The sequence below is a fragment of the Arthrobacter sp. zg-Y895 genome (assembly GCF_020731025.1).
Lineage (GTDB): Bacteria > Actinomycetota > Actinomycetes > Actinomycetales > Micrococcaceae > Arthrobacter_B.
On sequence record NZ_JAJFZY010000003.1, the window covers coordinates 683,908 to 706,374 of the forward strand.

22 protein-coding genes and 1 pseudogene are annotated in these 22,467 nt (G+C 65.7%); 8 read left to right on the plus strand and 15 right to left on the minus strand.

The genetic code is table 11. The features are described from left to right. Positions 1-77: 77 nt before the first annotated feature. A complete protein-coding gene (locus LJ760_RS04975) occupies positions 78-608 on the plus strand; it encodes a GNAT family N-acetyltransferase (RefSeq protein WP_227920115.1) in 531 nt (176 codons plus the stop codon). 13 nt (positions 609-621) lie between these two features. Here the strand turns inward: LJ760_RS04975 and LJ760_RS04980 are convergent, their stop codons facing one another. Both LJ760_RS04980 and LJ760_RS04985 read right to left on the minus strand, forming a co-directional pair. Further along, positions 622-2,124 carry a sensor histidine kinase gene (locus tag LJ760_RS04980; RefSeq protein ID WP_227920118.1) on the minus strand — a complete coding sequence of 501 codons (1,503 nt, stop codon included), beginning with the start codon at positions 2,122-2,124 and terminating at the stop codon, positions 622-624. A 38-nt stretch (positions 2,125-2,162) separates the two neighbouring features. Next, complete coding sequence (locus LJ760_RS04985; RefSeq protein WP_227920120.1) at positions 2,163-2,912, minus strand: response regulator transcription factor; 750 nt, start codon at positions 2,910-2,912, stop codon at positions 2,163-2,165. Between the two features lie 427 nt (positions 2,913-3,339). Here LJ760_RS04985 and LJ760_RS04990 point away from each other — a divergent pair, with 427 nt between their 5' ends. The 3 genes from LJ760_RS04990 (at position 3,340) to LJ760_RS05000 (ending at position 6,790) form a co-directional block, all read left to right on the plus strand. Beyond that, positions 3,340-3,852, plus strand: coding sequence for a CarD family transcriptional regulator (locus LJ760_RS04990; protein ID WP_227920123.1), 513 nt, complete (start codon positions 3,340-3,342; stop codon positions 3,850-3,852). Between the two features lie 543 nt (positions 3,853-4,395). Further along, positions 4,396-5,757, plus strand: coding sequence for a hemolysin family protein (locus LJ760_RS04995; RefSeq protein ID WP_227920125.1), 1,362 nt, complete (start codon positions 4,396-4,398; stop codon positions 5,755-5,757). Beyond that, complete coding sequence (locus LJ760_RS05000) at positions 5,750-6,790, plus strand: hemolysin family protein (RefSeq protein ID WP_227920127.1); 1,041 nt, start codon at positions 5,750-5,752, stop codon at positions 6,788-6,790. The genes LJ760_RS04995 and LJ760_RS05000 overlap by 8 nt, the downstream gene beginning before the upstream one ends. 3 nt (positions 6,791-6,793) lie before the next feature. Here the strand turns inward: LJ760_RS05000 and LJ760_RS05005 are convergent, their stop codons facing one another. The 5 genes and pseudogenes from LJ760_RS05005 to LJ760_RS05025 form a co-directional block, all read right to left on the minus strand. Then, positions 6,794-7,387, minus strand: coding sequence for a J-domain-containing protein (locus tag LJ760_RS05005; protein ID WP_227920129.1), 594 nt, complete (start codon positions 7,385-7,387; stop codon positions 6,794-6,796). Positions 7,388-7,516: 129 nt separating this feature from the next. Next, a pseudogene (locus LJ760_RS05010) lies at positions 7,517-8,090 on the minus strand (hypothetical protein). Between the two features lie 16 nt (positions 8,091-8,106). Beyond that, positions 8,107-9,252 (minus strand): zinc-dependent alcohol dehydrogenase, encoded by a 1,146-nt coding sequence (locus tag LJ760_RS05015; protein ID WP_227920131.1) that lies wholly within the window; start codon positions 9,250-9,252, stop codon positions 8,107-8,109. A 55-nt stretch (positions 9,253-9,307) separates the two neighbouring features. Continuing rightward, complete coding sequence (locus LJ760_RS05020; protein ID WP_227920133.1) at positions 9,308-10,849, minus strand: ATP-binding protein; 1,542 nt, start codon at positions 10,847-10,849, stop codon at positions 9,308-9,310. Positions 10,850-11,067: 218 nt separating this feature from the next. Further along, positions 11,068-11,229, minus strand: coding sequence for a hypothetical protein (locus LJ760_RS05025; protein WP_227920135.1), 162 nt, complete (start codon positions 11,227-11,229; stop codon positions 11,068-11,070). On the opposite strand from LJ760_RS05025, the gene LJ760_RS05030 reads away from it, so the two are divergent. After that, positions 11,228-12,178 carry a lantibiotic dehydratase C-terminal domain-containing protein gene (locus tag LJ760_RS05030; RefSeq protein WP_227920146.1) on the plus strand — a complete coding sequence of 317 codons (951 nt, stop codon included), beginning with the start codon at positions 11,228-11,230 and terminating at the stop codon, positions 12,176-12,178. The two genes, LJ760_RS05025 and LJ760_RS05030, sit on opposite strands and share 2 nt — an antisense overlap. 60 nt (positions 12,179-12,238) lie before the next feature. Beyond that, the gene (locus LJ760_RS05035; RefSeq protein ID WP_227920149.1) at positions 12,239-12,970 is read left to right on the plus strand and encodes a GAF and ANTAR domain-containing protein; all 732 of its coding nucleotides are present in this window, start codon (positions 12,239-12,241) and stop codon (positions 12,968-12,970) included. A gap of 25 nt (positions 12,971-12,995) precedes the next feature. On the opposite strand, the gene LJ760_RS05040 is transcribed toward LJ760_RS05035, so the two are convergent. The 3 genes from LJ760_RS05040 to pstS form a co-directional block, all read right to left on the minus strand. After that, a complete protein-coding gene (locus LJ760_RS05040; RefSeq protein WP_227920151.1) occupies positions 12,996-14,474 on the minus strand; it encodes a mannitol dehydrogenase family protein in 1,479 nt (492 codons plus the stop codon). A 78-nt stretch (positions 14,475-14,552) separates the two neighbouring features. Further along, positions 14,553-14,753 (minus strand): hypothetical protein, encoded by a 201-nt coding sequence (locus LJ760_RS05045; protein ID WP_227920152.1) that lies wholly within the window; start codon positions 14,751-14,753, stop codon positions 14,553-14,555. A 126-nt stretch (positions 14,754-14,879) separates the two neighbouring features. Next, on the minus strand, positions 14,880-15,995 hold the full coding sequence (gene pstS / locus LJ760_RS05050) for a phosphate ABC transporter substrate-binding protein PstS (RefSeq protein WP_227920153.1): 1,116 nt from the start codon (positions 15,993-15,995) through the stop codon (positions 14,880-14,882). Positions 15,996-16,279: 284 nt separating this feature from the next. Here pstS and LJ760_RS05055 point away from each other — a divergent pair, with 284 nt between their 5' ends. Continuing rightward, positions 16,280-16,660 (plus strand): DUF1304 domain-containing protein, encoded by a 381-nt coding sequence (locus LJ760_RS05055; RefSeq protein ID WP_227920154.1) that lies wholly within the window; start codon positions 16,280-16,282, stop codon positions 16,658-16,660. A 21-nt stretch (positions 16,661-16,681) separates the two neighbouring features. Here the strand turns inward: LJ760_RS05055 and LJ760_RS05060 are convergent, their stop codons facing one another. The 4 genes from LJ760_RS05060 to LJ760_RS05075 are packed head-to-tail and all read right to left on the minus strand — an operon-like array spanning position 16,682 to position 19,356. Next, entirely contained in the window at positions 16,682-17,572 is an 891-nt protein-coding gene (locus LJ760_RS05060) for a DNA-3-methyladenine glycosylase 2 (protein WP_227920156.1), read from the minus strand. A gap of 14 nt (positions 17,573-17,586) precedes the next feature. Next, positions 17,587-18,270, minus strand: coding sequence for an alpha-ketoglutarate-dependent dioxygenase AlkB family protein (locus LJ760_RS05065; RefSeq protein ID WP_227920159.1), 684 nt, complete (start codon positions 18,268-18,270; stop codon positions 17,587-17,589). Then, positions 18,267-18,896, minus strand: a complete 630-nt coding sequence (locus tag LJ760_RS05070; RefSeq protein WP_227920163.1) for a methylated-DNA--[protein]-cysteine S-methyltransferase — start codon at positions 18,894-18,896, stop codon at positions 18,267-18,269. The genes LJ760_RS05065 and LJ760_RS05070 overlap by 4 nt, the downstream gene beginning before the upstream one ends. Next, entirely contained in the window at positions 18,883-19,356 is a 474-nt protein-coding gene (locus tag LJ760_RS05075; RefSeq protein WP_227920166.1) for an RNA polymerase sigma factor, read from the minus strand. Before LJ760_RS05075 ends, LJ760_RS05070 begins: the two co-directional genes overlap by 14 nt. A gap of 122 nt (positions 19,357-19,478) precedes the next feature. Here LJ760_RS05075 and LJ760_RS05080 point away from each other — a divergent pair, with 122 nt between their 5' ends. Then, positions 19,479-21,020 carry a long-chain-fatty-acid--CoA ligase gene (locus tag LJ760_RS05080; RefSeq protein ID WP_227920168.1) on the plus strand — a complete coding sequence of 514 codons (1,542 nt, stop codon included), beginning with the start codon at positions 19,479-19,481 and terminating at the stop codon, positions 21,018-21,020. A 179-nt stretch (positions 21,021-21,199) separates the two neighbouring features. On the opposite strand, the gene LJ760_RS05085 is transcribed toward LJ760_RS05080, so the two are convergent. Next, the gene (locus LJ760_RS05085; RefSeq protein ID WP_227920171.1) at positions 21,200-22,180 is read right to left on the minus strand and encodes an EamA family transporter; all 981 of its coding nucleotides are present in this window, start codon (positions 22,178-22,180) and stop codon (positions 21,200-21,202) included. Positions 22,181-22,467: the final 287 nt, after the last annotated feature.

The window sequence follows — 22,467 nt, forward strand, 5'->3', positions numbered from 1 at the left end:
TCCCATGGGCTGGTAATCCTGCCCATTTGGTTGATTTCCTATAAACCAACCAAATTAAACGGCCGTACAATTCCCCAATGGCAACCCTGATTACCCCCGATGTCCGTTTCCGGAACAGTTGGCTGGCCGCAGCCGAAGAATTCAACGGCGAGAGGATGGACGGTTCCGGCGTGTACGGGGACACCTCGAAAGAGCGCATTCGCACGGAAATTGCCGGGGACTTTGCCGATTTCGTCGACGGCCTGGTCAAGGAACGGTTCCCGGACACACCGCGGCAGGAAGGCTTTGTGCCCTGCACCTATCTGTGGCTCGTGGACGGTGATGAATTCCTGGGTTCGCTTGCCATCCGGCACACCCTGAATGATTTCCTGTTCGAGCAGGGTGGCCACATTGGATACAGCGTCCGGCCCTCCGCACGACGGCGGAGGCATGCCACACGGGCGCTTCAGGACGCCCTGCCGGTTGCCCGTGAGCTGGGCATTGCACGGGTGCTGGTCACCTGCGCGGAAAACAACGCCGGATCCCGGGCGGTCATCGAGAAGAACGGCGGAGTCTATGAGGACAGCCGGGACGGCACGCGACGGTACTGGATCGGGCTGGCCGAATAACTGCCCCACGGGCTCAGACCGCTACCGCACCAGCGAGCGGCAGCACCACGGTGAAGCTGGTGCGGCCGGGTTTGCTCTCGACCTCGATGGTCCCCTCGTTGGCCGCAACGAGGGCACAGACAATGGCCAGGCCGAGCCCCGTGTTGCTCGTATTCCCCGTCCGGGCGGAATCGGCCTTACTGAACCGGGAGAACAGGGAATCGATGAAGTCCGGATCTATCCCCTGGCCGTCATCCGTCACCGTCAAGGTGGCCCAGGTTGCTCCCGCCTGCAGTCCGATTTCCACGCGGGTCCCCCGAGGCGTGTGCTTATGGGCATTGGAAAGCAGATTAATAAGCACCTGCCGCAGCTCGGACTCGACGGCGGACACCACTACCGGTTCATCAGGCAGCATCAGCGTCCACTGGTACTCCGGGGCGGAGACCTGCGCGTCGCTGACTGCCTCCACGATCAGTTCGGTGAGGTCGACGTCGGCCCGCTCGCCCCGCTGCCCCTCGTCCAGCCTCGCCAGCAGCAGCAGGTCTTCAACCAGCGCGGACATGCGCTTGGACTCACTGTCCACGCGTTCCAACGCGGCCCGGCCCGGAGGGCTGACGTGTTCGCTGAGCAGGACCAGCTCCGTGTACCCGCGGATAGAGGTAAGCGGCGTGCGCAGCTCGTGGCTGGCGTCGGCAACGAACCGCCGCACCTTCGTTTCGCTGGCCTGCCGGGCGCGCAGGGCGTTGGTAACGTGATCGATCATGCCGTTCAGGGCCATCCCCACCGTTCCGACTTCGGACCCGGGCCGGGCCGCCGCCGGGGGCACGCGGACTGGGATTTCCACCTCGCCGGAGGCCAGCGGCAGCTTGGATACGGAGGTCGCGACGGCGGCCAGCTCATCCAGCGGGCGCAGCGAGCGGCGGATGATCACCGTGCCTGCAAACCCGGTGACGAGCAGGCCTGCCAGGGACAGGACGACCATAGTCAGATCGAGCGAGGCCAGGGTGCTCTCCCGCTGCGCCGTTGAAAGTCCGGTGACCAGCATTCCGTTCCCGGCGCCGGCCGGGACGGGGAACGCATCCAGCCGGTAATGCCCGCTGGACAGGTTCATGTCCTGGGGGCCGCGGGCCGGATCCATTCCCGCCAGCAGGTCCAGGTCCGCCCCGTTCAGGGAAACGGCAGTGCCGTCCTCAAGCACAAGCGTGGATCGGCGGGCAACCCCGTCCTCGAAGAAGGCATTCAGGGAGCCCGGGCGATGGCCGGACTGGTAGTCGCTGCCGTCCCCCCGCCCCCCGGCTCCGTTGTCCTTACCGGCGGCACCCGGGGCCAACTCCTTTTGGGGCGACTTATACTCGCCCGGAGACTGGGCGAGGCGGAACCCGGCTCGGGCCGCAGCTCGTTCCAAGCCGTCGTCGAGCACTCCGGTGAGATACCGGTCCATGGCCACGTGGCTGAAAATGCCCAACGCCGCACAGGTCACTGTCAGGAGCGCCAGTGTGGTGAGTATGAGCTTGGTGCGCAGCGGATGGCTGCGCATTTGCGATCCCCCGGCAGCCGGACGAGTACCCGCCTGGATCATGGGGCCGCCGGCTTAAGCACGTAGCCGGCGCCCCGGACCGTATGGATCATGGGCGGGCGTCCGACGTCGATCTTCTTGCGCAGGTAGGAAATGTACAGCTCGACAATGTTCGCCTGGCCGCCGAAATCGTAGTTCCAGACATTCGTCAGGATCTGCGCCTTACTCAGCACCCGCCTCGGGTTTTCCATGAGGTACCGCAGCAGCTCCCACTGGGTGTTCGTGAGGGCAATGTCCTCCCCGCCCCTGCTGACCTCGCGGGTTTCGAGGTTCATCACCAGGTCGCCGACCACCAGTTCGTCCGAGCCCGACGCCGCGGCCCCGGAACGCTGCACCAGGCGGTGCAGGCGGAGCATCAGTTCCTCCATGCTGAACGGCTTGGTTACGTAGTCATCCCCGCCGGCGGCCAGCCCGGAGATACGGTCCTCCACGGCATCCCTGGCGGTAAGGAACAGAGCGGGAACCTGCGGCAGGAAGGACCTGATCTTCTGCAGGGCCTGAAGCCCGTTGACCCCGGGCATCATCACGTCCAGCACCAGGACGTCGGGCCGGAATTCACGGGCAGCAGAAACCGCACCGAGTCCGTCTCCTGCAGTAACGACATTCCAACCCAGCATCCGCAAACCCATGCCAACAAGCTCCGCGAGGCTGGTCTCGTCGTCGACCACCAGCGCCCGGATCGGACTGCCGTCCGGGTGCGCGAGGCGCGGAAGATTACCCGTGGGCGATTGGGACGAAACGTGTGCCATGAATACGTCCTTTTGGCTCGGTGCCGGTGGCTGGGTCAAGCGTAAGCGCAAAGTTCCCTTTTGCGTCCCGGTATTTTCCCTGCTGTCTCCACCCTGTGCTGGGACTGTGCCTTGTCTGTGCGAAGCCGGTACGACAAGTGCGCCGTGCGGCGGCAACAAGCTCTGCCGGCGGCCCGGAAAAGCAGGCACTTGCGCAGGGAGGATAAGCTGACGGGACAGCGTGGGGACCGCGAGCCGGACAGTCAACGACTAATCCGTCAACCTTTTCAGCAAGATCCGCACCTCCCGCCTGGAAATTGACTCCTTCTCTATTGCCCGCGCGCCCGGCCGTCACCCTTCACTGGTGACCGGCCCGGACAGGTCCAAGCGGTCTCGGGAGCCCGCTTCCGAAGCAAGCTCGGAACCATTTGAACAGAGGGACGTCATTTTGAATTTCACCGTCGGGCAGACCCTGGTGTACCCGCACCACGGCGCCGTCACCGTTACCGATATTTCCCCGATGACAGTCAAGGGGGTGGAGCGGGAAACCCTGACCTTCCGCGTCCACGCCACTGAACTGACCATCAAGCTCCCGGCCGACAACGCCGAAGACGTAGGGGTACGTTCCGTCATCGACGAAGCCGGCGTAGAGGCCGTCTTTGCAGTGCTGCGCGGTCCGGTGGGGATGGAACCGGACAACTGGTCCCGCCGGTTCAAGGCCAACGAAGGCAAAATGTCCACCGGCGAACTGCGCCTGATCGCAGAAGTTGTCCGTGACCTGTGGTGCCGCGAGCGGACCCATCCCCTGTCCACCGGGGAGAAGCGGATGCTGCTGAAGGCCCGGCAGCTGCTCGTCTCCGAGCTTGCCCTTGCCCGGTCCTCCTCAGCGGAGGACGCCGGCGACCTGCTCGATTCCGTCCTGATGGAAACGGTTACCGAGCCGGAGCTGGCGACCAGCTAGTTCCCGGCCGCCGCTTCCCGTCCTTCCGCATGCCACCGGCGTGCGGAGGTACGGGACGGCTGCGGAAACTGCCCGTTTTGGCTCAGGACGCGCTGGCGTTGTATCAAGGAAAGTAGGACGGTTTCCGCTTCCCGCGGGGACCCTCCGCTGCGGATCAAGAGAACTTCGAGGGCCTTGATGCGAGGGCCCGGAAAGGCGCCCGTGAACTTTCCCTGCACCTGCTTTTGCCAGCCCGTGCCCGGCACCGGCCGGCTGGGGATTGAACTTTATGACCCGTTTTGTCTGGTGCGCCAGCACCGGGTGGCTGCCTCCACCAACCACGAGCCCACCTATCGGCATGGGCAGGGCAGCTGGTAGGCATTGACGTGGTTTCCGGCTATAACCTGAAGGAAACCTTGGAACAGGAAACAGGTCCATCCTGTAACATTCCTTGGACTATGGATGACCCTCCCTCACATAAACCCATGCCCCTCCCCGTCCTGACCGATCTGCAGACTGTGCCCACTCCGGCTGCAACGGCTATCACGAGAGAGGGGCAGCCCCATGTATGAATGGCTCATGGTCGGCGTAGGATTGTTCCTCACCGTCGGCACCGGACTGTTTGTCGCCTCCGAATTTGCGCTCGTCAATTTGGACCGTGCGGACCTTGAGTCCCGCCGCGACAAGGGCGAGAAACGCCTCAATCCCACAATCAACGCGCTGAAGATCACCTCCACCCATCTTTCCAGCGCCCAGTTGGGCATCACCCTGACCACCCTGCTGACCGGGTACACCTTTGAACCGGCAATCAGTTCGATGCTGCGCTCCCCGCTCACGGCGCTGGGCCTGCCGGAGGGGATGGTGCCGGGAATCGGTGCCGTGGCCGGCATTTTCCTCGCCACCATCTTCTCGATGATCATCGGCGAACTGGTTCCCAAGAACTTTGCCCTGGCCCTCCCCCTGGCAACCGCCAAGCTGGTAGTGCCCTTCCAGACCGTCTTCACCACGGTGTTCAAGCCCGTAATCCTGCTGTTCAACAACACGGCGAACGCCATCATCCGGTCCTTCGGCATCGAACCCAAGGAAGAGCTCTCGGGTGCACGCAGCGCCGAAGAACTCAGTTCCCTGGTTCGGCGTTCAGCCCTGGAAGGCGTGCTGGACCTGGACCACGCCGTGCTCCTGAACCGGACCCTGCGCTTCGCCGAGCACTCCGCGGCAGACGTTATGACCCCCCGGGTCCGCATGCGGACGGTCCACGAGTCCGACACTGCCGAGCAGGTTGTCGCCGTTGCCACGGCAACCGGCTATTCCCGCTTCCCCGTGATCGGACGCGATTCGGACGACGTTCTGGGCGTACTGCACCTCAAGCAGGCCTTCGCCGTGCCGCTGGCCGCACGGACCTCCGTCACTGCCGCAGAACTCATGGTGGAACCGCTGCATGTACCCGAGTCCATGGGCGTTGACACCCTGCTGGGACTGCTGCGGGCCCAGGGCCTGCAGGTCGCGATCGTGTCGGACGAGCACGGCGGCACCGCCGGCATCGTGACCCTCGAAGACCTCGTGGAAGAGATTGTCGGCGAACTCGAGGACGAACACGACCGCGCGCGCATCGGCGTCGTCCGCACGGGCCGCGCCATCACGTTCGACGCCGCGCTGCGGCCGGACGAACTCCTGGACCGCACCGGCGTCGAGGTTCCCGACGGCGAGGAATATGACACCATCGCCGGCTTTGTCACGGACGTACTGGACCGGCTGCCGGAGCTGGGCGACGAAGTGGAAATCGAGGGCGGCACGCTCCGGGTGGAACGGGTGATCCGAAACCACATCGAACGCCTGCGCTTCACCCCGTCGGGCTCGCTGGAGACCCCGGTGAGCGCCCATGACCGCATTGTCGACTCGCTGACCAAGGACCTGACCCATGAGTGAATACCTGCCCGGAATCATCTGGCTCGTAGTGCTGCTGGTGGTCAACGCGTTCTTCGTCGGTGCTGAATTCGCCGTGATCTCGGCGCGCCGGTCACAGATTGAGCCCAAGGCCGAAGCCGGCAGCAAGGCCGCGAAAACCACCCTGTGGGCCATGGAGCATGCCACGCTGATGCTGGCGACCAGCCAGCTTGGCATCACCGTCTGTTCCCTGGTCATCCTGAATGTCTCGGAACCGGCCATCCACCACCTGCTGGAGATCCCGCTGGGCCTGACTCCGCTGTCCGCAGACGCCATTGGGATTATCGCGTTTGTGGTGGCGCTGCTGCTGGTGACGTTCCTGCACGTGGTGGTGGGTGAAATGGTGCCGAAGAACATCTCGTTCTCCGTGCCCACCCGCGCCGCACTGCTGCTGGCTCCGCCCCTGGTGATCGTGTCCCGCATTGTCCGTCCGATCATCTGGACCCTGAACGGCATAGCGAACGGTGTCCTGCGCCTGTTCCGGGTGGAACCCAAGGATGAAGCCACCAGCGCCTACACCCTCGACGAGGTCGCGAACATCGTGGAGCAGTCCACGCGTGACGGGGTGCTCTCGGACCGCAGCGGCACCCTGACGGCCGCTTTCGAGTTCACGGAGAAGACCGTGGCCGACGTCGAGGTTCCGATCAGCCAGATGGTGCTGCTGCCCGAGACCGCAACCCCCGCGGACCTGCAGCAGGCCGTGGACGTCCACGGTTACTCGCGGTACATCCTCACCAACGACGACGGCGACCCCGACGGCTACCTTCATCTGAAGGACGTTATGGACCTCACCACGCCGGACGAGTTCGCCGCATCGGTGCCCGCCAAGCGGATCCGCCGGCTGGCGTCCGCTTACCGGGGCAGCGAGCTGGAGGATGCCCTGGCCACCATGCGCCGCACCGGCGCCCACGTGGCGCGGGTCTTTGACGCCAAGGGCAACACCACCGGCGTCTTGTTCCTCGAGGACATCATCGAAGAGCTGGTGGGCGAAGTCCACGACGCCACCACCGTCTAGCGCCTAGCGTCTGCGTTTGAACCAAGGCCGCCGCGGCTCCGGTTCCGGAGCGGCGGCGGCTTCTTTTTCGGCCGCCTCGGCCTTCCGTTCCCGCCAGCGCTGCACTTCCTGCCCGACGTCGCGGGTGCGCGTAACGACGGGCGGGCCGCCTTCGAGCTGGCGGCGCGCATCGATGACACGCGCATTGAAATCCTGGACGATCTCGCGAACCTGCTTTTCGGTCCACCGCGTGTCCAGCCGGGCGTCCAGTTCCGCGTCTTCCGTGCGCAGCAGGATGGCCTTGGGTCCTAATCCAGTCACGTTCTCGCGCTGCATCAGCCCCTTGATCCACCAGTCCGGATCATGGCCGTCGCCCAGATTAGGGATAGGTTTCCCGGCGTACTTCAGGTTGTCGAAATCGCCCCGTGCCATGGCATCCCGGACAAGATAATCGGCCTTGGCGGCGTCGTCGACCTTCCGGCGCTTGTGCCGCAGCCCTTCTTCGGCCTCCGCACGTTCCAGGTCTTCATCGTCGAGCCCTCCGCCGGCCGCCGCGGCCCGCAGCCGCGCGGCCCGTTCCATCCTGCGCCGGTACTGCTCAACACCCCTGCCGTCCATGATCTCCCGCCACCTCAAGTGTCCCGTGTGGTGTTTTAACCGATTCGGACCTCTCCGGTATTCCTACTAAGGACCAACGGCAGACACGACGAAGGCGTGCCCGGGTCCGGGTTACTTCCGCAGCCGGCGTTACTTCCGCAGCCGGCGCACCACGGCGCCGACGGCGGTAGCCGCCCCCGCGCCGGCCAGCAGCCACGGGCCGCCGACGATGATCGGGTCGATCCACTGGTGATTGACGTCCGCCCGCTTCCGGCCCGCCCGGGAAGAGAAGCCGGCGGGTGAACTCGCTCAGCACCCCGGTCTCCGTGATCGGATTGTCCGGGTGCAGGGTCGCGAAGGAAGCCAGATGGCTCTCCACGGCGTCCACCCGGTCCGCGGCGAGCAGGATCAGCCAGTGGGCCGCACGGGCCTCGCTGTACCGGCGGTAGGCGTACCGGCGCATCACGCCGGACAGTCCCTTGGGCGGGCAGGCGGTGCCGAACACCGGGGTGAGGAACTTGTGCTCGATCGAGCGCTCCCGCGGGAACTTTTCTTCCTGCCGTTCCGGGAATTCCCAATGCGCGCCGCTGCGGGTGGGATCAAACTGCAGCTTGGGCACCGCAGGACGGTCCCGGGGATCCAGGTCAACGCCCCAGCCCGGGATCCGCGCGCGCAGTTCCTCGCTGGAGGGGGTTCGGGTCGGCTTTTGCGGCGTGTAGGCCATTGCAGTGTCCTTCCTTTCAGGAACCGGGGACGATGACGGGCTTGATGCAGTTATCCAGCTTGGCGGAGAACATGTGATAGCCCTCGGCGATGTGTTCCAGCGGAATCCGGTGCGTGATGATCTCGCTGGGCTTGAGGTAGCCGGCCTTGATGTGCTCGAACAGGCGCGGCCACTGCCGTTTCATCGGCGTCTGGTTCATGTTCAGCGTCAGGCCCTTGTTCAGCGCGTCGCCGAACTTCACGGCGTTGAAGAGCGGACCGTAGGCGCCCATGACGGACACGGTGCCGGCCTTGCGTACCGAGTCGATCGCCCAGTTGAGTGCCACTGCGGACCCGCCCTGCAGTTTGAGCTTCGTGCCCGTAACCTGCTGCAGGAAATTGCCGTCAGCCTCGGCTCCCACGGCGTCGATTGCGACGTCGGCGCCGAGGTAGTCGGTGATCTTCTTCATGTGCACCACAATGTCGTCGTACTCGGTGAAGTTGTAGGTCTCGGCGTGGGCGAAGGTCCGGGCCTTTTCGAGCCGGTAGTCCAGGTGGTCAATCACGATCACCCGGCCGGCACCCATCAGCCAGGAGGATTTGGCGGCGTACAAACCCACCGGGCCGGCACCGAAAACCACCACCGTGTCCCCTTCGACGATGTCCCCCAGCTGGGCGCCGAAGTAGCCCGTGGCGAGTGCATCGGTGCACATCAGGGCGTCTTCTTCGTCCATCCAGTCGGGGATGATGGAGGGCCCGACGTCGGCGAACGGGACCCGGACGAACTCCGCCTGGCCGCCGTCGTAACCGCCGGTGGTGTGCGAATAGCCGTAGAGGCTGCCTACGGCCGTGGCGTTGGGGTTGACGTTGTGGCAGTTCGAGTAGAGCCCCCGCGCGCAGAAGTAGCAGGATCCGCAGTAAATGTTGGCCGGGACCATCACGCGGTCCCCGATCTTGAGGTTCTGCACGGACGATCCGACTTCCTCAACCACTCCGATGAACTCGTGGCCGAACGTCGTGCCGACCCGGGTATCCGGCATCAGGCCGTGGTAAAGGTGCAGATCGGAGCCGCAGATTGCCGCCTGGGTGACCCGCACGATGGCATCGTTGGGATGCTCGACCGGCGGTATGTCCTTTTCTTCCACCCGCACCTTGTAGGGCCCTCGGTACACCATCGCTCGCACTGGACAGTCTCCTCGTTTGAAGCCGGATCTGGCCCCTTAACGATAAGCAGACTTACTAACTTTGCAAGCCTGAACCCGGTCCGGCCGCCGGAAGCTTCACGGTGAAGACGCTTCCCCGCCCCGCCTCGCTGCTGAAGTCGATACTGCCCCCGTGCTCTTCCACGATCCTGCGGGTGATCACCAGGCCCAACCCTGCCCCGGGGATGGCCGCGGTGAGAACCTGGCCGGACCTGAAGAACTTGCTGAAGACCTGTTCCTGTTCCGCCGGCGTCATGCCGATGCCGGTGTCGGCGACCTCAATCACCACGGTTTCATCCTGCCTCCGCGCCCCGATCCGCACCGTTCCGCCGCCGGGCGAGAACTTGACGGCATTGGACACCAGGTTCTCCAGCACCTGCCGGATCCGGTCTTCGTCCGCCACGGCCCGCAGCCCGGCCGCTACCTCCACACCGATTTCCACCCCGTTGATCCGAGCGTGGGGGCGGAAGGAATCCGCGGCGGCTGTGACGGTGGAAGCCAGATCCACTTCCTGCAGTTCCATCGCGCCGCTGTCGGATGCCACGGACAGCAGATCGGAGACCAGCTGCAGCAGCCGCTCGGAATTTCGAACCGCTGCCTGCAGGGCCGATTCGACAGTGCCGGGCAACTGTCCTTCTTCTTCCAGGGCCATATCCAGGTAACCGAGGATGGATGTCAGGGGTGTTCGCAGTTCGTGGGACACATTACCCACGAACTCACCCTGTGCCGCCAGCGCGCGCACCAGTTGGGTGACGTCACTGAACGCCAGGACCGAGCATTTGAAGTCCCCTCCGTTCCGCACCGGGCGCGCACACACGCTGACCGCCATCTTGCCCTCGCCGGTGCCGATCCACATGATCTGCTGCGAAAAGGATTCACCGGCAACGGCACGGCGGATGGGGAGCAGCTCGTCCGGAAGCGGTGTGATCCGGTCCGGACCGTAAACAGACCACACTCCGGACTCGAAGTCGCTCAGGTCTTCGGCCCCCAAGATGGTCCGGCTGGCCTCCATATGGGCGTTGGCGAGGATTTCCCGTCCTTCGTCATCCACCACGAGCACCCCCACGTCCACCGTGTCCAGGATGGTTTTCAGCAGTGATTCCCGCTCCTTGGCCGCACGCTCGGCAGCACCGCGCGCAGCTTCTGCGGCTTCGGCCTGCTGGAGCGCGTCAACCAGGTCGCGTTCATACCTGCGCCTTCCGGGCATGGGGAAAACCGTGATCAGGTCCATGGTGCGGCCGCGGGAGGCGGTCCGGACCGCCGAGATGTGGGCCGGCAGCCTGGTGCTTCCAGCTCCGTTGAAGTCGACGCTCAGATTCGCTGCAGGTACTGCAGTGAGTGCCGCGCTCCAGCGCTGGTATTCCAGCAGGTCTTCGGGCGAAAGGAGATCAGCAAAAACGGTGCCTGCGAGCGCACTCCGGTTCCTGCCGATCCAAGCCGCGAAAGTGGAGTTTGATTCCAGGATGACGCCCTGCCCGGAAACCACAACGTACCCGGACGGGGAACAGTGGAAAAGGGCCGGCCAGTCCGGAATGGACGTCCGTTGCCGGCCGATGCGCGGAATGGAAAACATGGGCATGCCGGACCTTTTGGAAGAACAAGTTATGCAGGGACAATTTTCCGGGTTCCGCATTCATCGAATATTCGAAGAAGTCTTGTGCCCGGCCAAACAATTTATCAGCCTGCTTGCGATTTCTGTAAATATGACGGAATTTCCCTATTCCCGGCCCCTCGCGGCACGGGGGTGCGGCTGTGCGGCACCTCTGGACCTGCGTGCACAAGCAGGAGATATTACTCCTAATCGAGCGCTTCGGGATGGGTTCCGTCCGTCTTCGCAGCGAGGAACCTCAGGTGGTGGACACGGCCGCTGGATTGGGAAAGACTTCCATCCCGGGACGCGCTGAAATAGGCGTTCCGGGTGGGGTGGCTCAGCACAACAAGCACCGAAAGGATGGCCATGACCCAGCCAGCCGCACTCCGCACTCCCTCCCACCCCTCTCCTCACCCCACATGGTGGAACCTGACTGTTGATGCCGGTGGCTTCGAACTGGCAGATCGGATCATCGGTGAACTTGTGACCCCCCTCGTTGCGCAGGCCAGGCTTTGCGGAACCAAGCGGTGGTTCTATACCCGACGCATGCAGCCGTCCAATGCGCAGGTCCGGCTTCGGGTACTTGCCCCCGTGGAAACCCTGGACCGGCTGCAGTCCCTGCTGGGGGCACTGCAGGAGCAGTCCGGGGATCCGGTGCGCAGCCTCTCGGTGGAGCATGAATTTAACGAACCGGTGCTGGACCGGACAATCGGCACGGACGCGCTGCTGCCGTCGGTCGAAGCGGACCTGGCCCGCTACGGCGGCGTTGACGGGCTGGCCCTGGCGGAGGAAGTCTTCGAGCTTTCCTCCGATCTCTGCCTCTGGGCGACCGCCCGGTTTGCGAAGGCACAGAACCGATCGGCGCTGGCATCCCTGCTTCTCTTCGATTCGGCCTACGCCATGATGAAGGGACCGCGTGCCTCCACGTGGCCGGACCGCCGTCGGGTTTCCTGGGAGTACTACTGGGACAGCCATCTCCATAGCTGCACCGCTTCCGATCCGCGGGCTGCCGGAGTGCAGAAGGCCACAGGCGCGCAGGCCCAGGCCCAGTTGATGCCCGTGCACCGGCTGATGATGGCCACCGCCTCCGAACCCGCCGTCACCAACTGGCGCCGGCGCTGGCTGCGGACCATTGACACCTACCTCTACCGGGCAGACAAGGCCGGAGCCAGCCGCAGCGCCCAGCACCTCACCGTGTACCAGGCGCACGGCCTGTTAAACCGGCTGGGATTCACGCTTCGCCAGGAGGCACTGATCGGGGTCTATGCCAGGACGTGGAGCAGGGAAAAGGAAAACGAACTGGCGGAGGCCACCTAGGCGTGGGCGGGCAGCGGATGCGCGGACGGGGGCGGGGCAGGGCGGCGATAGAATCAGCGTATGAGCCTAACCGCGGACCAGCAGTCCGTTGCAGCTGAATTGCAGCAGCTTATCCTGCAGACCGAGTCGGTGGAGTTCTTCCTTGAGGGCTTCGCCACGCGTGCCGCTGAGCTTTTCAGCAATGATGCCGAAGTCCTGGCCGGGGTGACCCTGCTTCGGAACAAGCAGGGCACCACCGTCGCCAGCAGCAGCGAGGCGGCACGGGCTCTGGACGAGGTCCAGTACGGCTTCGGAGACGGACCGTGCATGCGGGCCTCGCGGACAGGGCGGACCGTTGTGGTGGAAGACGTGCGTACCGACCCGCGGTGGCCGGAGTATGCGGACGCCATCCGGGACCGTGGTTTCCACTCCATCCTCGGCGTCCCGCTTATCCTCGGCAGCGACGGCGGTGCCGGGCTCAACCTGTACGCCCGGGACGCGGGTCACTTCACGCCGGACATCATCCGGTCAGCCGAAACGTTCGCCGCCGAGGCGGCAGTTACCCTGCAACTGGCCGTCCAGATCGCCCGGCACAGGAGCACCGCCGATCACCTCCGCGCGGCCATGGGAGCCAGGACCACCATCGACGTTGCCGTCGGTATTGTCATGGCGCAGAACAAATGCAGCCAGGAAGCGGCCTTCGAGATCCTGCGCGATGCCTCCAGCAACCGGAACCTGAAACTTCGGGACGTAGCCGAGCGCGTGGTGCAGTCCGTGACCTCGCAGGCTGTGAAAACCCACTTCGTCGACTAGGGCGTGCCTCCGGGACGCTGTCCCGTCAGGCCTTGTCCACCAGCGCGGCGACGGCAGCGGCGGCTCCGCTGGCGTGCAGGGTGCCCAGAGCGGATAGGTACGCTTCCGTGAACCGGGCATTGGAGGCCAGGTCGGCGAAGAACTGCTGCTGTGAAATAAAGGCCAGCGGATCCTCCCGGTTCCGGGCGGCTACGGCCATTACCTCGTCCCGCCGGTTGTCCACAACGCGTATGGGCTCGCCTGCCTCATCCACACCCTCGGCGTAACGTGCCCAGGCGGCAATGATCGCAGCGGAACGGGAGACTTCGCCGCCGGCAGCCACGTTCTCGCGGACCACCGGAACCAGCCATTTCGGAATGCGGTCCGAGCTTTCGGCGCACAGGCGGGCGAGGGTGTCCCGGACGTGTTCATTGCCGAAACGCTGCAGCAGCCGTTTCTTGTAGGCCGTCAGGTCCACCCCCGGAACCGGAAGCAGGGTGGGGGTGGCTTCTTTATCCATGTAGTCCAGCAGGAACTGTGCCAGCTGCGGGTCACGAGCTGCTTCATGCACATATCGGTAGCCGGAGAGGTAGCCCAAATAGGCCAGGCCCTGGTGACCGCAGTTCAGCAGGCGGAGCTTCATCCGCTCGAACGGCTCCACATCCGTCGCCATGCTCACACCGGCGTCTTCCCACGGGGGCCTGCCCTGCGGGAACGCGTCCTCCAGGGCCCACTGCTCGAAGTCTTCGGCCACCACGGGCCATGCGTCCTCGACTCCGAACTCTGCCGACAGCAGCGTGCGGTCGGCATCGGTGGTTGCCGGAGTGATCCGGTCCACCATCGAGGAGGGGAAGGAAACAGCCGCCTGCACCCATTTGCCCAGCTCCGGGTCCCGCAGCCGGGCGAACTCTCCGAAGGCCTTTCGGGCCACTTCGCCGTTGCCCGGGACGTTGTCGCAGGACATCACCGCGAACGGTGCCACCCCTCGGTCACGCCGGCGGCGCAGTGCCTCGACAACCAGGCCGAAGACGCTCGAGGGCACCGCACCGGCCTGCAGGTCCGCCGCTACGCCGGCATTCCGGGGATCGAATTGTCCCGTGGTGTCGCTGATGTTGTAGCCGCCCTCGGTAATGGTGAGGGAAACGATGCGCGTGGCCGGGGATGCCATTTTCTCAATGACCGCTTCGGGATTTTCGGGTGCGAAAAGGTACTCGGCAATCGAGCCGATCACGCGGGCTTCCAGGGCCCCGTCGGGGTGCTTCAGGACCAGGGTGTACAGGCAGTCCTGGCTGTCCATCACGGTTTTCATGGCGGCGTCGGAGGGCAGCACACCCACTCCGCAGATGGCCCAGTCCAGGGCTTTGCCCTGGTTCATCAGGCGGTCCAGGTACATCGCCTGGTGTGCCCGGTGGAATCCTCCGACACCGAAATGCACGATGCCGGTGCTGAGCCGGGAGCGGTCATAGCCGGGCCGGGCAATGGACTGCGGGAGATGGGGCAGGGACTCGTCACTGAGCTTGGTCATAACGCCGCCTTAGGCCGGGGTGCGGCCAATCTAGCAGATTGGCTCAGGCCCTCCCATAGAAGCGTTGGTGCCGCACCCTTACTCGACGGCCTGGGCGTCCAGTTCGATGAAGGCCCAGTCCGGCTCGGCGAGGATGGGGTCCATGACAGGGCCGCCGGCCTCGGCAATCCGGTCCTGGACCTTGGGCGGCAGGCCGTCCTGGCGGAGATTGTGCCTCAGCCAGTCCTTGGCCGAACCGTCCAGGTAAGGCCACCAGCGTTCGATTCGGATAGGTTCCACAGCAGCCCCCTTCAGCGTTGCGTAAATCCACGGTGACACCGGCAATGAGGGGGCGCAAGGGGGCAACGAAAGAGCAGCGGGGGAAGCCCGGGTGCTACCGGCAGGTAGCACGCCGGGCCCGTGGAACTAGTCGCGGACGGTGATCGATTCCAGCGCCTCGCGGGCCTCTTCGGCCAGGGAATCGGGGATGGGGGCGCTCTTCGCTGCCTCCGCGGATGTCTGCTGTCCCTCCTCGCTCACCACATACTGGCCGAAGGTCCGCACCCGCTCGACGAGGTCGGCATCGTCATAGGAACTGCAGTAGATCTGGTAGGAAACCAGCACCAGCGGGTAAGCCCCGGGCGCCGTGGTCCGCCGGTCCAGCTGGAGCGCAATGTCATGTTCCCCGCGGCCGGGGACGCGCTTGGACTGTTCGACGGCGGTGCTCGCCGCTTCGGCGCTGATCGGCACGAATTCGGTCCCGACTAGCAGGTTGGCGGTGCCCATGGAATCGTCGATCACCGAGTCGTCGGCGTAGGTGACGGCTCCCTCGGTGCGTGTCACCGTACTGACGACGCCGGAGCTTCCCTGTGCATTTTCGCCCTGCAGCCCTCCCGGCCAGGTTCCGGACGGTGCATCCGGCCAGGCATCGGGCGCCACTTCGTGCAGGTACTCGGTGAAGTTCTCCGTGGTACCCGAGTCATCCGCTCGGCTGACGGGGGTGATCCGGGTTTCAGGCAGCTGGACGCCCGGGTTGAGTGCAGCGATGGCCGGATCATTCCAGGCTTCAATCTCGCCGCGGAACATCCGGGCAATGGTGACGGCGTCCAGGTTCAGCGACTCGATGCCGGGGAGGTTGAAGGCCACGGCAATCGGGGAAATGTAGGCGGGAATGTCCAGGGCGCCCTCCGGCCCGCAGACCGCCTTGGCGTCCTCGATCTCTTCTTCCTGCAGATAGGCGTCGGACCCGGCGAAGTTCACCGCACCGGCCAGCAGTGCGCTGCGCCCTGCACCGGAGCCGTCCGGCGAATACTGGAGCTGGACTTTGGGATGCAGCGTCCCGAAACCGGCGATCCAGGAGTCCATTGCAGGGCCCTGGGCACTCGATCCGGCCCCGGACAGCACTCCGCTGAGGTTGGAGGTGCTGTTCTCGGCAGCCTCGCGCTGGGCGTCGCCGAGGGGGTAATCGGATCCACACGCGGTCAGGGCAAGCGTTGCCAGCACCACCGTGGCCAGGGAACGGGCGGGGCGGATTGGGCGCAAAGTGTGTCCTTCCAAAGAAGCGGCTACGGCGTCCAACGCCGGGGAGGCAGGTACGAAAAAGCTGCCCTTTCAAGGCTAACGGGCAATCGGTCCCGCCTGCCAACCGAAATCCCCTTCCCCCTTGAGGAGCGCCGGGGCTGCTGTCAGCATTGACGGCACTGCGGAGAACACTGCTGGGGACAATACTGCTGCGGACAATACTGCTGCGGCGCGACCGCGCCGGAGACCACATGCCCCATGACCCCCACATGCCCCATGACCCCCCGCATGCGCAAGGAGTGCCCGTGCTGATTGCCGCCGCGATTTTTGCCGTAGTAGCCGCCGCCGTGGCGTTCTACTTATTTATGCTCGAATCCCTGCGCTGGGCCGAGCCGGAAACCGCGGAGATCTTTCAGCTGCGGGGAACCAATGCCGCCGCCACCGCACAACTGGCCTACAACCTGGGGTTCTACAACCTGTTCCTGGCGGTGGGCGCAGGACTGGGCGTGGTCCTGCTTGTCGCCGGTAATGCCGTGGCCGGTCTGACGCTGATGACCTTCACCACTGCCTGCATGCTGCTCGCTGCGGTGGTCCTGGTGCTCAGCGACAGGAGAATGGGCAGGCTGTCCCTGGTGCAGGGCGGGCCGGCGGCGTTCTCCCTCGTCTTTTCGCTGCTCGGGACCTGACGGGCCGCCCGCCGCGGAAAGCTACCGCGCAGCGGGGGCCGGCACCGCGTAGGCTGCCCGGGTCCAGAGGTGGAACAGGGCGTAGGAGCGCCACGGACGCCAGGGCTGCGACAGCAAGGCTGCCTCCCGCCCGCTTCCCACCCCGAGGGCGCGTTTCAACACCAAGTCATCGGCCGGGTAGGCATCACGGTCCCCCAGCACCCGCACAGCCAGGTAGTCCGCTGTCCACGGTCCGATCCCGGGCAGGGCCAGCAGGCCGGTGCGCACAGCCGCCGGCTCCGCCCCCGGGCGCAGCGGCAGGCCACCGGCCACGGCTTCGGCCAGCGCAGACAAAGTCCGGGCACGGGCATGGGTGATCCGGACCGCGGATTGGATCTCGGCGGCCGGCACCGCTGCCAGCCGCTCCGCCGTCGGGAAAGCAAACAACCCGTTCGGCCCGGGATCCCCGAACGCCGCAACCAGCCGGGCACCGAAGGTCCGGGCGGCCGCGAGGGATACCTGCTGCCCGAGGACAGTCTGGACGCCGGTTTCAAAGCCGTCCGCGGAGCCGGGCACCCGCAGGCCGGGGTGCCGGTTCACCAGGGGTTCCAGCAGCTCGAATCGGGAGAGGAACGGGTCCACTACGCCCGGATCGGCGTCCAGGTCCAGCCAGGTCCGGACCGTTGTTATCAGGGCGGCTTCCTCCGCTGCGGGCAGCGCGGGCAGGTCGAGGACTACTCCGGCGTCCCCCAGGGACACTGCCACGGCGAGGGGTGCCGAAGCTCCCGCCAGCAACCGCTCGACCGTAGCGCCGTCCTCCGTCCGGGTGACCCGCTCCAGGCCGGGCACGGCGTGCGCCTGCAGCGCACTGGCGAGCGGTTCCCAGGCGAAGGGGCCGCGGTGCCGGAGCGGACGCCGCTGCCTGCCTGCCAAAGCCGCAGCCTCGGTCATGACAGTCCGGTCATGCGCAGCGTGATATTGATCCGCCCCGCGGGCAGGCCGGATGCGGGGTCCGCCGTGCCTGCCAGGGTCCGCGGAACGCCGTGGTAGGCGAACCGGGAGGGACCGCCGAAGACAAACAGGTCTCCTGATTCCAGCTCCAAGTCGGTGTAGGGCCGGGTCCGCGTTTCAGTGTTGCCGAACCGGAAAACGCAGGTGTCCCCGATGCTGATGGATACCACCGGGGCGCTGGATTTCTCGTCCTTGTCCTGGTGCATGCCCATGTGGGCGCCCTCGGCGTAGTAGTTGATCAGCGCCGTATCGGGGGTGTAGTTCTCCGGCCGGAAATCGTCGCGGGCGTAACCGCCGTCGGGTTGCCGATAGGCCTCGCGGAGGGCATCGCGGCCCAACTCGACCAGCCAGTCCGGCAGGTCGGCGACGCGGCCGCCCCCGACGTCGTCGGCCGTCCGCGTGTACTTGTAGGGCTGCCAGTGCCAGCCCAGGCATACGGTCTGCACGGACATGGTGTGCCCGCCGGGGAGGACGGCGGCGCGCATGGGTACCGGCCCGATGGCCCACTGACGGCAGGCCTGGACAATGCGCTGCTGTTTCTCCGGCGGCAGCCAGCCCGGCACATGGACGGCGCCGACGGCGGGTTCGGAGCGTTCGCGGGGAAAGAGGGAGTTGCTCATGCGGCGGCTTCCAGGTCGAGGAGGATCTTCTTGGCGTCGGGACCGCCGCGGTAGCCGCCGGTGGTCCCGTCAGAGCGCAGGACCCGGTGGCAGGGGATGACCAGGGGCAGCGGATTGCGGCCGCAGGCGGTGCCCACCGCCCGGACGGCTCCGGGGTTTCCGGTCAGTGCGGCTATGCCCGCATACGTGGAGGTGTGCCCGTAACCGATCTGCTGCAGCGTCTGGACCACCGTCCGCCGGTATCCGGCGGTAAGCCGCAGGTCCAAGTCCAGGTCGAAGCTGCGCCGGGTCCCGCCGAAGTACTCGCGGAGTTGGGCGGCGGGACGGGCCAGGCGCTCCGGAGCCTCGAGGATCCGCGGGCTGATCCGGGTGCTGAGGTCCTGCAGAACGGTGTCCACCCCTTCGCATTCGAACGCGACCCGGACCAGGCCGGCGTCGGTGGCGGCAAGGATGAGCCGGCCCACGGGACTGTCGATGACGGTGTAGGCAACGTCCAGCAGTCCGGCGAACTCGGCTCCTGCGGCCAGGCGGGAATGCAGGGCGGCAAGGACCGCGTCCTCGCGGGGATCGGGGTCCAGGAGGCCGGCGCTGGAGGGGCCGGCGCCGGAGGTCTCAAAGGATGCCATGGCGGTCCTCCTCATACAGGGTTCGTAGTTTCTTGATGCCGTCTGCTGCGGAGCGCCGGCAGGCTGCTTCGCTGCCGCCGAGCAGCCGGGCCACGTCGGCATACGGGAGCCCGGCGAGGTGGTGGTAGGCCAGCGCCTCGCGCTGGCGCACCGGCAGGGTTTTCAGGGCCCACCACAATCCGTCCGTGTCGGCCTGCGGTGCCCTCACCGGTTCGGGCACGTCGTCCACCGGAACCGGGTTGCGGGCGGTGGAACGGTGCTGATCCACGGCCTTCCGCTTGGCTATGGTCACCAACCAGGCCTGGACGTTCGCGCCGTCGGGCAGGTCCGGGTAGGCGCCCAGGGCGGCGAGGAACGTTTCGGACCACGCGTCTTCGGCCTCGTCCGGACCCAGGACGGCACGGCAGACGCGCAGCACGGCCGGGCCGTGCTCGCGGACAATCTGCTCAAAGGGTTTCACTTCCACATACGGTAGACGTTTTCCGCGCTCCGTTTGTGAGCCGCCGTGTTAAGAAAGTTTCCCGCGTTCGACGGCGGTGGCTAGACTTCCCTCTACGTCGCAGATCAAAGGAGATCACCCCCATGCACAACCTCGCCGGCATCCTGACTGACACGGTGGCGCGCTTTCCGGAGCGGACAGCCCTGAAGCTAGATGAAACCGTAGTCTCCTACGCGGCCCTCGACGCCATGAGCGCCAAGGTTGCCGGCCTCCTCGCCAGCCGGGGGGTGGAGCCCGGAGACCGCGTTGCGCTGGTGATGCCGAACATCCCGCAGATGGCGTTCCTGTACTTCGGCGCCCTGCGCCACGGCGCCGTCGTCGTTCCCATGAACCCGCTGCTGAAGGCCCGCGAGGTGGCCTACCACCTGCAGGACTCGGGTGCCCGGATTGCCTTCGCGTGGGAGGGCGTGGCCGCGGAAGTCTCCGCCGGGGCGGAAGAGGCCGGCGGAGTGGAGGTGGTCTCCGTGGATTCGGCCGCATTCCTGCAGTTGCTGGCCGGTGCGGACAGCCGCACCGAAGTGGCTGAAGTGGCTGACCAGGACACCGCGGTGATCCTCTACACCTCCGGAACCACGGGCCGGCCCAAGGGTGCCGCCCTCACGCACCGGAACCTCCTCACCAACGCCTATGTGGCCCAGTCCCTGCTGAACACGGTGGAGACGGATGTCCACTTCGGCGGCCTGCCCTTCTTCCACGTGTTCGGCCAGACCGCGGCCCTGAACTCGTCCGTCCTGTCCGGTGCGTCCATCAGCCTGCTGCCTCGTTTCGATGCGGGCAAGGCCCTGGAGATCATCGAGCGCGACGGCGTGACCATCTTCGAAGGCGTGCCCACCATGTACGTGGGCATGCTGCGTCACCCGGCGGTCAAGACCACCAATCTGTCATCCCTGCGCGGCGCCATCACCGGCGGTTCCGCCATGCCGCTGGAAATCCTGCACGAGTTCGAGGAAGTTTTCGGCATTGAGCTGCTGGAGGGTTACGGCCTCTCGGAGACCTCGCCGATCGTCTCCTTCAACGTTCCCGGCGGCGACCGCCGGCCCGGCTCCATCGGTAAAACAGTGGCGGGGACGGAGGTCCGGATGCTGGACCCGGACGGCAACGACGTTCCGGTCGGCGAGGTCGGGGAGCTGTCCGTCCGCGGCGACGGCGTGATGAAGGGCTACTGGAAGAACGACGACGCCACGGCCGCTGCGATCCCGGACGGCTGGTTCCGGACCGGGGACCTGGCCCGTTTCGACGAGGACGGCAACATCTACATCGTGGACCGGAAGAAGGACATCATTCTGCGCGGCGGCTACAACGTCTATCCCCGTGAGGTCGAAGAGGTCCTCTACGAACACCCGGCCGTGGCCGAAGCCGCGGTCATCGGCATCCCCGATTCTCTGCACGGCGAGGAAATCGTCGCGGTGGTGGGACTTCGTGAAGAAGCAGTGCCCGCTGACGACGCAGCACGGGACGAGCTGATCGCAGACATCCAGCAGTTCACCAAGGACCGGTTGGCCGCGTACAAGTATCCGCGCCGGATCGAGCTGACCGACGCGCTGCCCAAGGGACCCACGGGCAAAATCCTGAAGCGGGAAATCAAGGTTTCCGCACCCCTGGCGGCCGAAGCGCCCGGAGCATAGGGGCTTCGGAGCTTACGGGGCCATCCCGGGGACTTTCGCGGGCCTGGAGGGGCCTGGAGGGGCCTGGAGGAAGGCGGCTTTAATATTTTCCGCGAGCTCTGCGAGCGGAAAATTTCGTTGCCGCCGTTCCAGGCCCCGTAGGGCCCCGTAGGGCCCCGTAGGAACCGGGGAATGCAGCGCTAGGCGTAGGGCTCGACGTCGGCCGCTGCCTCCCCGGGCAGCCCGGCCGGCTCGTCGGAACGAACCAGCACAACGCCGGCAACAATCAGGCACCCGCCTGCCAGCTGGACGGGGCGTGGCAGCTCCGAAAGCAGCAGCCACGCCCACAGGACGGCGAACAGCACCTCGGTCAGGGACACGAACGAAGCCACCCGGGAGCCGAGAGAGCGGGCCGCAATGATCCCGGTGACGTAGGCCAGCACCGTGGAAAACAGCACCAGGCCGATCAGCGGGACCCACCATGCGGTCCGCCACCCTGCCAGGTCCACATCCGTGGTGCTGAAATTTAGGGAAAGGATGCCCGTGAGGCCCAACGCGGCCATGGTGGCACCGCCCACAAACATGCCGCCCGTGGCCAGCACCAGCGGCGGGAGGGAATCGTTCTGCTTGGCGGTGATGAAGAAATAGCTCGCCAGGCAGACCGCGGCGGCGAGTCCCCACAGCACTCCCACCGGGTCAATGCGCGTGCTGCCGCCCAAATCCAGTACCAGCACCAGCCCCGCCACGGCGGCCACCGTGCCGAGGACCGTGCGGATGCCGGGGCGGCGTCGCGTGGCAGCCCAAATCCAAAGCACCATCAGCACCGGTGCCAGGAACTCCAGCAACAGGGCCACTCCCACGGACAGGCGCTCCACCGCATTGAAATAGAAGAACTGGCACCCGGCCACCCCGATGAACCCGAACAGCACGATGGTGCGCCAGTTGCTCCGAACCTGGCTCCAGCGTCCGCGCAGGACGAACGCAGTAGGAACCGCGAGGACTAGTGCCGCTCCGAGCATCCGGACAGCAACGGCGCCGGTGGGGCTCCAACCGGTTTCCAGCAGCGCCTTCGCAAAGGATCCGGACAATCCAAACACCGCCGACGATGCCAGCGCCACGAGAATCCCGGCAGCTCCCGGCCGCAGTGCCGTTTGGCTGCCTTTTGTCCGCGCCCGTGCCATGAATCTCCCTGCGGTTTAGTACAGCCCGGGACACGGGGTCCGGGATTACGACGGCGACCCTACCCGGCCTGGGGAGCGCTTTCAATATGCTCTTGGCCCAGATAATCCGCATCCTTGCTATCTAGGGAGGGGCACGCTATTCTCGCCCTTACCTGCGGTATGGGTCTCTATCCGTTGCAGGTACCACTTATTGATGGCGCACAATACTGTGCGCACTTCAAATACTTGTTCAGCAGTTTCAGTCTCGTTCCCTCCGCATTCTCCATTTGCCGCCTTACCAGCATGGA

Bases quoted from the DNA above. Each gene is read 5' to 3' on its own strand.
- LJ760_RS04985 (WP_227920120.1), bottom strand. From the start codon at position 2,912: ATGGCACACGTTTCGTCCCAATCGCCCACGGGTAATCTTCCGCGCCTC.
- LJ760_RS05000 (WP_227920127.1), top strand. From the start codon at position 5,750: ATGAGTGAATACCTGCCCGGAATCATCTGGCTCGTAGTGCTGCTGGTG.
- LJ760_RS05085 (WP_227920171.1), bottom strand. From the start codon at position 22,180: ATGGCACGGGCGCGGACAAAAGGCAGCCAAACGGCACTGCGGCCGGGA.
- LJ760_RS04995 (WP_227920125.1), top strand. From the start codon at position 4,396: ATGTATGAATGGCTCATGGTCGGCGTAGGATTGTTCCTCACCGTCGGC.
- LJ760_RS05070 (WP_227920163.1), bottom strand. From the start codon at position 18,896: ATGGCATCCTTTGAGACCTCCGGCGCCGGCCCCTCCAGCGCCGGCCTC.
- LJ760_RS05065 (WP_227920159.1), bottom strand. From the start codon at position 18,270: ATGAGCAACTCCCTCTTTCCCCGCGAACGCTCCGAACCCGCCGTCGGC.
- LJ760_RS05020 (WP_227920133.1), bottom strand. From the start codon at position 10,849: ATGCCCATGTTTTCCATTCCGCGCATCGGCCGGCAACGGACGTCCATT.
- LJ760_RS04980 (WP_227920118.1), bottom strand. From the start codon at position 2,124: ATGCGCAGCCATCCGCTGCGCACCAAGCTCATACTCACCACACTGGCG.
- LJ760_RS05040 (WP_227920151.1), bottom strand. From the start codon at position 14,474: ATGACCAAGCTCAGTGACGAGTCCCTGCCCCATCTCCCGCAGTCCATT.
- LJ760_RS05080 (WP_227920168.1), top strand. From the start codon at position 19,479: ATGCACAACCTCGCCGGCATCCTGACTGACACGGTGGCGCGCTTTCCG.
- LJ760_RS05035 (WP_227920149.1), top strand. From the start codon at position 12,239: ATGAGCCTAACCGCGGACCAGCAGTCCGTTGCAGCTGAATTGCAGCAG.
- LJ760_RS04975 (WP_227920115.1), top strand. From the start codon at position 78: ATGGCAACCCTGATTACCCCCGATGTCCGTTTCCGGAACAGTTGGCTG.
- LJ760_RS05025 (WP_227920135.1), bottom strand. From the start codon at position 11,229: ATGGCCATCCTTTCGGTGCTTGTTGTGCTGAGCCACCCCACCCGGAAC.
- LJ760_RS05005 (WP_227920129.1), bottom strand. From the start codon at position 7,387: ATGGACGGCAGGGGTGTTGAGCAGTACCGGCGCAGGATGGAACGGGCC.
- LJ760_RS05030 (WP_227920146.1), top strand. From the start codon at position 11,228: ATGACCCAGCCAGCCGCACTCCGCACTCCCTCCCACCCCTCTCCTCAC.